This window comes from Albidovulum litorale (assembly GCF_025751495.1).
Taxonomy (GTDB): Bacteria; Pseudomonadota; Alphaproteobacteria; order Rhodobacterales; family Rhodobacteraceae; genus Albidovulum; species Albidovulum litorale.
Window position 1 is genome coordinate 151,716 of record NZ_JAOWKZ010000005.1, and the last position, 12,182, is coordinate 163,897.

At 61.5% G+C, this 12,182-nt stretch carries 10 protein-coding genes; 2 read left to right on the forward strand and 8 right to left on the reverse strand.

Features of this window, described 5'->3' with window-relative positions; translation table 11 throughout:
- Positions 1-10: 10 nt before the first annotated feature.
- From OEZ71_RS18625 to OEZ71_RS18640, 4 genes are all read right to left on the reverse strand, one after another.
- Entirely contained in the window at positions 11-1,342 is a 1,332-nt protein-coding gene (locus tag OEZ71_RS18625) for a TRAP transporter large permease (RefSeq protein WP_263741585.1), read from the reverse strand.
- Positions 1,343-1,352: 10 nt separating this feature from the next.
- The gene (locus tag OEZ71_RS18630; RefSeq protein WP_263741586.1) at positions 1,353-1,868 is read right to left on the reverse strand and encodes a TRAP transporter small permease; all 516 of its coding nucleotides are present in this window, start codon (positions 1,866-1,868) and stop codon (positions 1,353-1,355) included.
- Between the two features lie 120 nt (positions 1,869-1,988).
- Positions 1,989-3,137, reverse strand: coding sequence for a TRAP transporter substrate-binding protein (locus tag OEZ71_RS18635; protein ID WP_263741587.1), 1,149 nt, complete (start codon positions 3,135-3,137; stop codon positions 1,989-1,991).
- Between the two features lie 22 nt (positions 3,138-3,159).
- Positions 3,160-3,345: a hypothetical protein gene (locus tag OEZ71_RS18640; protein WP_263741588.1), complete on the reverse strand. Its 186-nt coding sequence runs from the start codon at positions 3,343-3,345 to the stop codon at positions 3,160-3,162.
- A 144-nt stretch (positions 3,346-3,489) separates the two neighbouring features.
- On the opposite strand from OEZ71_RS18640, the gene OEZ71_RS18645 reads away from it, so the two are divergent.
- On the forward strand, positions 3,490-4,530 hold the full coding sequence (locus tag OEZ71_RS18645) for a LacI family DNA-binding transcriptional regulator (RefSeq protein ID WP_263741589.1): 1,041 nt from the start codon (positions 3,490-3,492) through the stop codon (positions 4,528-4,530).
- A 67-nt stretch (positions 4,531-4,597) separates the two neighbouring features.
- Here the strand turns inward: OEZ71_RS18645 and OEZ71_RS18650 are convergent, their stop codons facing one another.
- The 4 genes from OEZ71_RS18650 to OEZ71_RS18665 all read right to left on the reverse strand — a co-directional run bounded on the left by OEZ71_RS18650 (position 4,598) and on the right by OEZ71_RS18665 (position 9,655).
- Positions 4,598-5,032 carry a universal stress protein gene (locus tag OEZ71_RS18650; protein WP_263741590.1) on the reverse strand — a complete coding sequence of 145 codons (435 nt, stop codon included), beginning with the start codon at positions 5,030-5,032 and terminating at the stop codon, positions 4,598-4,600.
- On the reverse strand, positions 5,029-7,623 hold the full coding sequence (locus OEZ71_RS18655; protein WP_263741591.1) for a TRAP transporter permease: 2,595 nt from the start codon (positions 7,621-7,623) through the stop codon (positions 5,029-5,031). The genes OEZ71_RS18650 and OEZ71_RS18655 overlap by 4 nt, the downstream gene beginning before the upstream one ends.
- An 84-nt stretch (positions 7,624-7,707) precedes the next feature.
- The gene (locus tag OEZ71_RS18660; RefSeq protein WP_263741592.1) at positions 7,708-8,679 is read right to left on the reverse strand and encodes a TAXI family TRAP transporter solute-binding subunit; all 972 of its coding nucleotides are present in this window, start codon (positions 8,677-8,679) and stop codon (positions 7,708-7,710) included.
- Positions 8,680-8,767: 88 nt separating this feature from the next.
- Positions 8,768-9,655, reverse strand: a complete 888-nt coding sequence (locus tag OEZ71_RS18665; RefSeq protein ID WP_263741593.1) for a MurR/RpiR family transcriptional regulator — start codon at positions 9,653-9,655, stop codon at positions 8,768-8,770.
- Positions 9,656-9,788: 133 nt separating this feature from the next.
- Between OEZ71_RS18665 and OEZ71_RS18670 the strand changes: the two genes are divergently transcribed.
- On the forward strand, positions 9,789-12,182 hold the full coding sequence (locus OEZ71_RS18670) for a GcvT family protein (RefSeq protein ID WP_263741594.1): 2,394 nt from the start codon (positions 9,789-9,791) through the stop codon (positions 12,180-12,182).

Genomic DNA, 12,182 nt, shown 5'->3' on the forward strand with positions numbered 1-12,182 from the left:
GCGAAGGGTCCTACTTGTAGATATCGGGCAGAAGCGTCGTTGAAATCACCGGCAGGTAGGCGATGAAGAGCGTGACGATCAGCATGAAGATGACGAAGGGCACGGCGCGCCATGCGATCTTGAGGATCGACTCGCCGGTGAGGCCCGAGACGACGAAGAGGTTGAGCCCGAGCGGCGGCGTGATGAAGCCGACACCGAGCGCCGTGATCATCATGATGCAGAACTGAATCTCGTTCATGCCGATGTTGTCGGCCAAGGGCTTCAGGATCGGCGCAAGGATCACGATGTTCGGAGTTGTCTCCATCACGCAGCCCGCTGCGATCAGGATTCCCACCATCATCAGGATCAGCACCCAGGGCTCATCGCTGACCGAGGTCGCGGCAGTGACGAAGCCCTGCGGCACGCCCAAGATTGCGAGCGCCTGCGCGAGCGGCAGTGAGAAGGCGATGATCGGCAGGATGACACCGTTCACCTTGGCAGAGCTCACCAGCATCGCCGGGAAGTCTGAAAGCTTCAGCGTGCCGAGGATGAAGCCCATTATGATGGTAACGACGACTGCCGTCGCGCCGGCTTCGGTGGGCGTCAGGCGGCCCGAGAAGATCCCGTAGAAGATGATCCCGGGAACTATGAAAGCGTACCAACCCGACTTGAGCGAGGTTCCAAGTCGGCTGGCCCATTCCGAGAAGGCCATGTTGCCGCCACCCTCCCAGCCGTAGAGCCTGTTCATGATGATGTTGGTTGCGAGGATCGAGACCAGAATCGCGAGGCCGGGGATCAGGGCGGCGAGGAACAGGGTCGATGCCGAGATGCCCAGAACGAGTCCGATGATGATGTAGGCAATCGACGGCGGGATGAGGATGCCCGTACAGGCGCCGGCAGCGACGAGCGCGCAGGCATAGGGCCTCGGGTAGCCGGATTCGACGAGCCGGTCGATGGTCATTCGTCCGACAGCAGCGGCACCCGCCGCGTCCGAGCCGGAAATCGCAGCGAACATGCCGCAGACGAGCACTGTGGCCGAGCCAAAACCGCCCTTTGCGAACTGCGTCAGCGCCTCGGCCACATCGAGGAATTTGCGGCTGAGCCCCGTCCGGACCAGCACATCGCCGGTCAGGATGAAAAGCGGCACCGCTGTCAGCGCAAAATGGTCGATCCCGTGAAAAAGACTCTCGCCGACGAGCGACAGAGGCAGCGCGCCCGAAATGAGCAGCATGAGGATGGCCGACGCGCCGATCGCCGCCCAGACAGGCACGGCAAGCGCCACGAGCAGGATGAAGAGGAGGACTGGACCGTAGAAGTCCCATCCAAGCTCGATGGTCTGTTCCTGAATCTGGTTCCAAAGCATCGGCTGGCCCTCAATCGAACAGTTTGTCGCCCTCGTACACGGAACGCCCGTGACGAAGGTCGGATAGGTCGCGAAGGAACGACTGGACGAGGCGGAAGCAGACCAGTGCAAATCCGATCGGCACCGCCGACAGGAACCAGACCTGGCTGATGCGAAGCCCGTGCGTCACCGATCCGAATTTCGCGGAAACGATGACCGTCTCGAACGACCAGTAAAGCGCGACCAGCGCGACAGCGAACATCACGATGTCGCCGAAGATGTAGAGAAGCGCCTTCACCCTGCGCCCGACATACTGAAGGATCACGTCGATCCGGATATGGCCGCGTTCGCGCACCGCCGAGGCCGCGCCGATCCAGGCGAGGTAGATGAAGGAATAGCGCACGATTTCCTCGCCCCAGATCGAGGAATAGGACAGGATCTCGCGCCGGAGCACCTCGATGAACATCGTGATCACAAGCATCACGTAGAACACGAGGAGCGCCCATCGCTCCGCATTGCGGTTCAGGGCATCAAGAATGCGCGGCATGTACTCCTCCCCTCGCCAGCAGCCTCAGGGGCACCGGCGTTTCGTCACGGTCGCTATCTCTTGGATATTGGCCTGGAAAGAGCCGGCGCGTGTCGCGCCGGCCCGGTATTCTTTCCCGGATCAGGCGTCGTGGACGTAGAAGCGCCCCTGGGTGTTCGCCGCCTCTTCGAGCTTTGCGAAGGCATCCATCGACCCCGCCAGATCAGTCTTGAACTTGTCCCATTCGGGCCGCTGGTAGCCGCCGGCCTCCTGCCACTCGGCAAGCTGATCTTGCGAGAGCGTATGGAATTCGACCCCGGCCTTGCGCAGTTCCGACATCGCGTAGTTGCGCGCTGCCGGCACCTTGGCGAGGTTCTGCTGGCGGGTGATAGAGCCCGCAAACATGATGCCTTCCTGCACGTCGCCCGGCAGCCCGTTGAACCATTCGAGGTTCATCGAGTAGATCTGGCTGTCCGGCACCGCCTGGGTGAAGGTGACGTGGCTCAGGATGTCCTTGAAGCCGAAGACGTAGAGTGCGCCTACAGATGGGTCGAGCGCATCGGCGACACCCTGCTTGATCGCCGACGGTGTTTCACCCCAGGCGACCGGAGTCGGGTTGGCGCCGACCATCCGGTAGTATTGCTGCAGCATTTCGGACCCCGGCACCCGGAACTTGACGCCCGACAGGTCGGACGGCGACAGGACCGGACCGGCCCCGCCCTTGCGCATTGCGACAACGCGCGGATCGATGTTGACGTAGAACAGGGCCTTGAAGCCTGACGCTTCGACCTTTGGATTGACCTCAGACTGCCATGCCTCAGAGGAAATGAGGTTCTCGAACCTTTGGTTGGATCCGCAGAAATAGGGCAGGTTGATCAGGTCGACCACGCTGGCGAACGGTGCGAAGTTCGACAGCGAGTGCTGCGCGCACTGGATCGTGCCGGTTTGAACGCCCTGCGCCAGCGCGCCACCGGCGCCCAACTGGCCACCCGGCGCGAGTTTGACATAGACCTTGCCGTCGGTGGCGTTCTGGATGTTCTCTTTGAGATCGAGCTGCATGATCGGATAGCTGCGGTCTGCCGTCAGCACATAAGCGGTCGCCAGCGTCATGATGTGCTCGGCCGCCGCCTCGCGCTCTTTCTCCTCGTTGGCTGTCTGGGCCACTGCTTCGGATGACCAGAGCGTTCCCCCGGCCCCGGCGACCACGGCGGCGGTAAAGCTTCCGCTTGCCGTGAGTTTCAGGAAATTGCGGCGTTCGGCCGATTCCACTTCCTTGCGGTCTTTATCCAAATCTCGTCCTCCCGTTGGACTGTCAGCCGCCGGCTTTGTCTTTCTGCGCGGCTTCCCGTTTCAGAATGGCCGCGACGAACAGCACCGACGCGGCGAACAGAACCAGCATTTCCCCGACATCGCTCAGGAAGGTATTTCCGGTCGCTGCCCCCAGCGCGACGTTGGCGGTAAAAACCGCGAACATGACGAGCGAGGCGACGAGAAACATGAGCTGAGACTCCTGTCGGAATGATTCTGCGTATAATGTAAGCGCTTACATCACGTAAATGCAAGCCTTTACATTGGCTGTGCGGGCAGATTACTTTTTGAACATGAAACAACGGCACCCATCGTCGCATCTGTCGGGCAAGTCATGACCATTCCGCGTTCCGCCCCCACATTGAACGATGTTGCGCAGGCGGCAGGCGTTTCCACGGCGACGGTGTCACGGTGCCTGAACACGCCCGAACGCGTCATCGACAGCACGCGTGAGCGGGTGATGAAAGCCGTGCAAGAGCTTGGATACACGCCGAATTTCGGCGCCCGTGTCATGGCGGCACGACGCACCAACACGATTGGCGCCATCATTCCGACCATGGAGAACGCGGTCTTTGCGCGGGGGTTGCAGGCCTTTCAGGAGGGTTTGAGGGAAAGCGGTTTCACGCTTCTGGTGGCAAGCTCGTCCTACCGGTCAGACATCGAAGAGGAACAGATCCGCGCCCTTGTCGCACGGGGTGCCGACGGTCTGCTGTTGATCGGACATGACCGCGACCCGGCCATACTGGCCTACCTGCAGGCGCAGAACATCCCGGTTCTGGTCGCATGGAGTTTCGACCCGGGTGCGTTGCTGCCTTCGGTCGGTTTCGACAACCGCCGGTCCATGCAGGCCCTTGCCGATACCGTCATCGGGATGGGGCATCGCCGCATCGGCGTCATCTCGGCGATCACGCGCGGCAACGACCGCGCGCGGTTGCGGCTGGCCGGAATTCGCGATGCGGTTGCACTGGCCGGGCTCGGTGAGGATGCGGTTACCGTGATCGAAACCACCTATGCAATCGAGACCGGCGCGGAGGCCTTTGAGGCGCTGATGACATCGCAACAGCCGCCGACTGTGGTCATGTGCGGCAACGACGTTCTGGCTGTCGGCGCAATGAAGAAAGCGCGCGAGCTTGGTCTTGACGTACCGCGCGATGTGTCGATCACGGGGTTCGACGATATTGAACTGGCCAGTCTCGTCGATCCGGCGCTGACCACCGTGCATGTGCCGCACCGGGAGATGGGGCGGCGGGCGGCACGGGCGCTGATCGAGATGGTCGATCACGGTCGGTCCGTACCGAGCGAGGAACTGGCCGCCAATGTCTGCATGAGAGGGTCGGTCGCCCTGCCCGGTCGCGACACCGGCGCAACAGCCTGACCAGCGCTGGGCGCGCCGTTGAGCGAGCCGGAAAAGCAGGACTGGATCTATCCCGGCGAAGCCGTCGTCAGCTTCTGATCACATAGACCGAACATTTGGCGTGGCGCACCACCCGGGCGGCGTTGGGACCCAGAAAATAGTCGCGGAAATCCGGACGATGCGCGCCAATCACGATGAGGCTGGCGCCCACCTCGTCGGCGGTGGCAAGAATTTCCTGATAGGCCGTGCCGTGCCGGACGATATGGGTGATGTTCTTGTCCTCTGGCGCACCGAGGCATCCCGATATCGCGGCATGAAGCGATGTCGCCGCCTCTTTCAGCGCGCGCTTTTCTGCGTCTTCGCTGAAATAGGTGCCCACGATGCTCATCCCGAAATCAGGAATGACGGTCACCACAGCCAGCGAGGCACCGTCCATACCGGCCAGTTTCTGCGCCCGGGTCAGAATGTCTGCATGATGCTCGGGATGAGAAAGGTCGATCGCAACCAGAACTGTATTGGTCATGCCGCAACTCCTTCGGCTTCCAGCGCGAGCTTTCGCCGGCGCTGCATGAACGCGACACCGGCGAGGAGGATGAATGCCGGGATGTAGAAGATCTCCTTGCGCATCCGGTTGGCCGAGACTTCCAGTTCGGCAACCTCCCAGTCGAAGTCGATGCCAAGCTGTTCAGCCGTTCCGCCGAAATTCAGGTTGTCGACAAAGATCTTGCCGTCTTCCTCGCGGAACTCGATCCCGGCCGCATCCATGAGGCGGGTCGGGCCATCGGCACCGGCCGCCCCGAGAGGCAGCAGGTATCGGGCATCGACAGGATCGCCATAGAGATCCTCTCCTATCACTCGGACGCGTATCGATGCGTCGTCACCTGCCTGTTCCGCCCGCTCGAAAAGTTCGATGCCGGGACGCGCCTCGAATTTCGGGGTGATCTGATCCATGAAGAAGCCCGGCCGGAAGAGCATGAGGGCAACGAGCAGCAAAATCGCGCTTTCCCACAGCTTCGATGGCACGATGAAATAGTTCATCGTTGCCGCAGCAAAGAGCAGCATCGCGATTGTCGCCACGATGAAGATCACCACGGCATGGGCTGGACCGACATTGATCAGCAGAAGGTCGGTGTTGAAGACGAAGAGGAACGGCAGAAGCGCCGTGCGGATCGAGTAGAAGAAAGCCTGGAAGCCGGTCTTCAACGGATCCGCCCCGGAAATCGCGGCGGCCGCGAAGCTCGCAAGGCCAACGGGCGGTGTCACATCGGCCATGATGCCGAAATAGAAGACGAACATATGCACCGCGATCAGCGGTACGATCAGCCCCGATTGCGCGCCAAGCTCGACCACAACACCGGCCATCAGCGACGAGACGACGATATAGTTGGCCGTCGTCGGCAGGCCCATGCCGAGGATGATCGAGATGAGCGCGACGAAGAACAGCATCGCCATCAGGTTGCCACCGGACAGGAATTCGACGAATTCCGCCATGACCTGACCGATCCCGGTCAGTGTGACGGCGCCCACGATGATGCCCGCGACACCCATGGCGGCCGCGAGACCGACCATGTTGCGCGCGCCGTCGATGAGCCCTTCGGCGATTTCGGTGAAGCCCCTTTTCGTTTCGTCCATCATGTCGGCGTTCTTGCGGAAGAAGGCCTTGATCGGGTGCTGCGTCGCGAGGATCACCAGCATGAAGATCGCCGACCAGAAGGCAGAAGCGCCGGGCGATTTCCGCTCGATCATCAGGAGATACATCAGAAGCAGGATCGGCATGATGTAGTGAATGCCGGTCTTGAAGATCTCCTTGGTCGGCGGCAGATGCTCCATCGATTCAAGGCTCATCTCCAGATCCGGCTGGCGTGCGGCATAGGCAAGGGCCGCCACATAGGACACCGCGATCAGGGCAAGAATGACCCAGAGCGACGGATCGCCAAGCGCGGTGTTCAGGACGCGGACGATGAATCCGCAGAGCCAGAGCGTCCCCCCGGCGATGATGATCGAGATCGCGATCATGAACACCGCGCCCAGCATGAACTTAACGGGGTGCATCTTGCTGGTGCCGGGCAGCTTCATCTTCAGCGCCTCAAGATGGACGATGTAGATGAGCGCGATGTAGGAAATCGCCGCCGGGACGATGGCGGTCTTGACGACCTCGACATAGGAGACGCCGACATATTCTGTCATCAGGAACGCGACCGCACCCATGACGGGCGGCGTCAGCACGCCGTTGACGGAAGACGAAACCTCAACCGCGCCCGCCTTGGTGGCTGGGAAACCGACTTTCTTCATCAGCGGGATGGTGAAGGTGCCGGTCGTTACCACGTTGGCGATGGAGGAGCCGGAGATCAGGCCCGTCGCCGCCGAGGCGATGACGGCGGCCTTTGCCGGTCCGCCGCGCAGATGGCCAAGTGCTGCAAAGGCGAGTTGCAGGAAGTAGTTGCCGGCACCCGCCTTGTTCAAAAGCGCGCCGAACAGAACGAAGAGGAAGACGAAGCCCGACGACACGCCGAGCGCCACGCCATAGACGCCCTCGGTCGTCAGCATCAGGTGGCTCATCGCCTTTTCGAACGACGCGCCTTTCCAGCGCACGACCTCGGGCAGCCCGTCCCATGATCCGAAGAAGACATAGGCGAGGAAGAAGAGCGCGACACCCATCAGCGGGAAGCCGAGCGACCGGCGCGCGGCCTCCATCAGCAGGACGATGCCGATGCCGGCCATGACAAGGTCGGTGGTATTGGGGATGCCGGTGCGCGCGGCGACGCCGGAATAGTCCCACCACTGGTAGGAGGCCGCGGCCGCCGCAACGATTGCCGTGATCCAGGTAAGGACCGGAATATGGTTGCGTGGACTGGACTTGAAGGCGGGGAAAAGAAGATAGGCAAGCAGGACCGCAAAGCCGAGGTGAATGGCGCGGGTCTGGGTGTCGTTCCAGAGACCGACGCCCAGAAGGAAGGGCAGGGGCGAGGCGATCCAGAGCTGGAACAGCGACCAGATCAGCGGCGTCCACCAGAGCAGGCGGCGGGCATAAAGCTGGTCGGGATTGCGTCCGCCGGAATCCGCCTGTGCGACGAGGTCTTCCAGTTCACTGGTTGCGGTTGCCTTGTCGGTCATTTCCACTCTCCCCGTCCCATACTGGTATCATGTGCCACAACCCCGCCATGCGGGGTTGTGGTCGTCGTCACTTGTTTGGCGGGCTTACATCCAGCCGCGTTCCTTGTAGTACTTTTCGGCGCCCGGATGCAGCGGAGCGGTCAGGCCGTCCTTGATCATTTCGGACTCGACCAGCATTCCGAAGGCCGGATGCAACTGCTTGAAGTCCTCAAAGTTTTCGAAGATCGCTTTGACCACGGCATAGACCACGTCGTCGGGCACGTTCGCCGACGTCACAATGGTTGCCTTCGGACCCCAGGACGGTATGTCGTCGGCATTGCCGGGATACATGCCGCCTGGAATGGTCGCCGCCGCATAGGCCGGGTTTTCGGCCAGAAGCTTGTCTATACCCGGTCCCGTGAGCGGAATGATCTTCACGTCACAGGTCGATGTCGCTTCCTGGCTGGAGCCATTTGGCAGACCCGCTGCCCAGATCGTCGCGTCGATATTGCCGTCGCAAAGTGCGGCGGACTGCTCCGACGACTTCAGCTCAGCCGTGAGCCCGAAGTCGGACGTGTTGATCCCTTCGTAATGCAGAAGCGTTTCGGCCAGAACCCGCGTCCCCGAGCCGGGGTTGGCGATGTTGATCTTCTTGCCCTTGAAGTCCGCGGTCGTGTTGATCCCGGAATCAGCCCGCGCCATGACGTGCAGTGGTTCGGGATGAACCGAGAAGAGCGAGCGAAGGTCCGGGTAGGGGCCATCTTCCTCGAAAGCACCTGAACCGGCGATCGAAGCTGTCTGAACGTCGGACTGGACCACGCCGAAATCAAGTTCGCCCTGACGGATCGTGCGGGCGTTGTAGACGGAGCCGCCCGTGGATTCGACCGAGCAGCGGATGCCGTGTTCCTTGCGGTCCTTGTTGACCAGACGGCAGATGGCGCCCCCTGTCGGATAGTAGACGCCGGTAACACCGCCGGTCCCGATCGTGATGAAGCGCTGTTCCTGGGCTGACGCCCCCGCAGCAAACGAAACTGCGGCAGCAGCGGCCATACCGAACAATAGCTTGTTCAATGTCATGAGGTCCTCCGAGTTGAGTAAGGTCGTGGTTGGTCACACGTTATATGTTTGAGGGTCGCGTACCTGATCGCCTCTTGTCATCTGAAAACTAATGTTTTTTTTGCGCGACCCAGTAGGCGTTATGCGCGACCCGCAAATCCTCGTATTTCCTGATTCGTGTTTCGGTCGTCTGGTCGCCGCCCTGAAAGATCATCGCCAGCAGTATTTCCAGAACCGCCATGGCCCCTGAATTGCACGCGAAATGGTGTGTGCTGTTGGTTGAAACCAGAAGTGAGATGTCTGGTTTGAAATGCGGGGCGACCACTTCGGAATCGGTGACGAACACCACGGTCGCGCCGCGCGACTTGGCGAACATCGCTGCCTCGATCGTTTCCCGCGAGTAGGGCGTAAAGGTCACCGCGAGCACGACATCGCCCGGTCCCGCATCGCTCAGTTCATCAATCGCGCTGCCGACGTGGCTTGGGGCTAATTGTATGGATTTCAACGCCATTCTGGCGATGTAATGAAAGTGGAACGCAAGCCCGTAGCTGGCGCGCATTGCAGTCACGTAGACTGTCCGCGCCTGCAGCATAAGGTCAGCGACCCGTTCCAGTTTTTCCGTCGACTGGCGCTGCAACGACCTTTGAACCACGGCCAGAGAGTTCAGGGTCGCGGTGGCATGGGCTACGCCCGCAGGGCCGCTGTCCCGAAGCTCGTCGACCCATTCCCGGCCGTCCACATCCTCAGTCGATGATACCAGCGCATGACGGAACGGTTCGCGCATATCGTCATAGCCTGCGAACCCCATCTGATGCGCCATCCGGACAAGTGTGAATGTGCTGACGCCCGATTTCCGTGCCGTCTCGCGGATCGAGTCCAAGCCGAACTCGGCCGGATTATCGAGAATGTATTTCGCGACCGTTTTCAGGCGCGGCGAGAGCGTCGGCGCGATCTCCTTAAGCCTTGAAATCGTTCTGGTTCTTAGCGTTGGGTCCATCCGATTCGTGCCCGTTTTCCTGACCGGTAGATAATATCATATGTTATTTTTTGTCGACATTGACCAGCAATGTGATTTCTCAAATGCTTGGGTGGCCGATTGATTGCGGCCAGCCCATGTGACGGGAAGCACCATGTCCAAGCCTCTACCAGCCCACGCCTCGGTCGTCGTGATCGGCGGCGGCATCATGGGGTGTTCGACGCTCTACCATCTGGCCAAGATGGGGGTGGGTGATGCAATCCTGCTGGAACGCAACAAGCTTACATCGGGCACCACCTGGCATTCCGCAGCACAGGTCCGTGCGTTGCGCCACTCGCGCAACCTGACGCGGATGATCCAGTATTCGGTCGACCTCTACAGCCAGTTGGAAAAGGAGACGGGCCAGAGCGTCGGCTGGATCCAGAAGGGATCGCTGTCGATCGCCACGACGCCTGATCGCCTGACCCATATCAGGCGGCAGGAGGCACTGGCACGTGCCTTCGGGATCGAGGTGCGTCCGGTCAGTGCGGGTGAGGCGAAGGAACGCTGGCCGCTTATGAATGCCGATGACGTGCTCGGTGCGGTCTGGTCGCCGCAGGATGGGCGTGTCAGCCCGTCCGATGTCTGCGCGGCTTTGGTCAAGGCCGCCCGCGGTCTCGGCGCGGCGATCTTTGAGGATACCGGGGTGACCGGCATCCTGACCGAACGCGGCCATGTGCGCGGGGTGGAGACCAGCCGGGGCGTGATCATGTGCGACGCCATCGCGATCTGCGCCGGGCTCTGGTCACGCGAGGTGGCGGCGATGGCCGGGGCCGAGGCGCCGCTTCTGGCCTGCGAGCATTTCTACCTGCTGACCAAACCCATCGACGGGATCACCGGCAACATGCCGACCCTGTCGGACCATGACAGCCACCTTTACATTCGCGATGACAGCGGCGGCCTGCTCGTTGGCTGCTTTGAACCGATGGGCAAGCCCATCGCCCCCGGCATCCTCGACGAAAGTTTCCAGTTCGGCCTGTTGCCCGAGGATTGGGACCATTTCGAGCCGATGATGCTCAATGCGCTGCACCGGTTGCCGGCGCTTGAGACGGCCGAGGTGAAGATGCTCCTGAACGGGCCGGAAAGCTTCACGCCAGACGGCACCTTCATGCTGGGCGAGGCTGCCGAGACGCGGGGGCTTTTCTTCGGTTGCGGCATGAATTCGGTCGGGCTTGCCTCGGGCGGCGGCGCGGGCATGAACCTCGCGCATTCCATCGTGCATGGTCACACCGCCTATGACCTGACCGAAGCTGATGCCAAACGCTTCGCGCCGGTTTTCAACTCGTTCGAGCATCTGATGGCGCGGGCGCCCGAGATCCTTGGAACACATTACGACATCGCCTATCCGGGCAAGCAGCTAAAGACCGCCCGCGATCTGCGCAAACTGCCGCTCGATGCCGAGTACCGCCGCGCCGGGGCGCATTTCGGGCAATTCTTCGGCTGGGAGCGGCCCCTGTATTTCAACAAGACAGCAGAGCCGCGCCTGACTTTCGGACGACCGGACTGGTTCGGGAACGTCGCCGCCGAGGTGCGCGCCGCGCATGAAGGGGCCGCGATCTTTGACGCCTCGCCTTTCGGCAAGATCGAGGTCACCGGGCCGGATGCCGAGGCCTTCCTGATGAAGACCTGCGCGGGGCACATGAACCGCGCGCCGGGATCGGTGATCTATTCCGCCGTTCTGAACGGCCGCGGCACGTTCGAGGCTGATATCACCGCGCAGCGGATCGCGGCAGACCACTATCGCCTGTTCACCGGTGCCGCTTCCATCAAGCGTGACCTCGCCTGGTTCCGGCGCCATGCCGAGGGGTTCGACGTAGACCTTGCCGACAGCACCGAAGACTACGCCGTCCTCTCGCTCATGGGTCCCGATGCGGCGCGGATCGTTTCGCAATGTGGCGCGCCTGAACTGAACGATCTGGGGTATTTCAAGGTCGGCCCCGGCCATATCGCGGGCAAACATGTGCGCGCGGCCCGGATGTCCTATGTCGGCGAGGCGGGGTGGGAGATCACCTGCAAGGCGGAAAACGCCGCGATCATCTACGCGGCTTTGGTGGCGGCGGGTGCCGTACCGGCGGGTCTTTACGCGCAAACATCCATGCGGGTCGAGAAAGGCTTTCGTGCGATGGGCCATGAGCTTGACAGCGATGTCTCGCCGATCGAGGCCGGGCTTGACTTCGCGACACGAAAGTCGGGCGGATTCATCGGCTTCGATGCGCTGGCGGACCGCCGCAAACAGGGGGTGAAATCCAAGATCGTGTCGCTGGTGCTGGACGATGGGGACGCTGTGGCGCTTGGTCACGAGCCGGTTCTTCTGGGCGGTGTTATAATCGGTCAGACCAGTTCCTGCGCGTTCGGATACCGGGTTGGGAAACCTGTCGCGCTTGCGCATATCCGAGACCCGCTTGCCGATGGAACAGAGGTCCTGATCGACATCGCGGGGCAGAACTTTGCTGCTCGTGTGGTCAATGGTCCGGTTTTCGATCCGGACGGCTTGAGAATGAAGGGGTAG

Excerpts from the sequence above, each read along its gene's own strand:
- OEZ71_RS18625 (WP_263741585.1), bottom strand. The coding sequence starts at position 1,342 with ATGCTTTGGAACCAGATTCAGGAACAGACCATCGAGCTTGGATGGGAC.
- OEZ71_RS18630 (WP_263741586.1), bottom strand. The coding sequence starts at position 1,868 with ATGCCGCGCATTCTTGATGCCCTGAACCGCAATGCGGAGCGATGGGCG.
- OEZ71_RS18640 (WP_263741588.1), bottom strand. The coding sequence starts at position 3,345 with ATGTTTCTCGTCGCCTCGCTCGTCATGTTCGCGGTTTTTACCGCCAAC.
- OEZ71_RS18645 (WP_263741589.1), top strand. The coding sequence starts at position 3,490 with ATGACCATTCCGCGTTCCGCCCCCACATTGAACGATGTTGCGCAGGCG.
- OEZ71_RS18650 (WP_263741590.1), bottom strand. The coding sequence starts at position 5,032 with ATGACCAATACAGTTCTGGTTGCGATCGACCTTTCTCATCCCGAGCAT.
- OEZ71_RS18655 (WP_263741591.1), bottom strand. The coding sequence starts at position 7,623 with ATGACCGACAAGGCAACCGCAACCAGTGAACTGGAAGACCTCGTCGCA.
- OEZ71_RS18660 (WP_263741592.1), bottom strand. The coding sequence starts at position 8,679 with ATGACATTGAACAAGCTATTGTTCGGTATGGCCGCTGCTGCCGCAGTT.
- OEZ71_RS18665 (WP_263741593.1), bottom strand. The coding sequence starts at position 9,655 with ATGGACCCAACGCTAAGAACCAGAACGATTTCAAGGCTTAAGGAGATC.
- OEZ71_RS18670 (WP_263741594.1), top strand. The coding sequence starts at position 9,789 with ATGTCCAAGCCTCTACCAGCCCACGCCTCGGTCGTCGTGATCGGCGGC.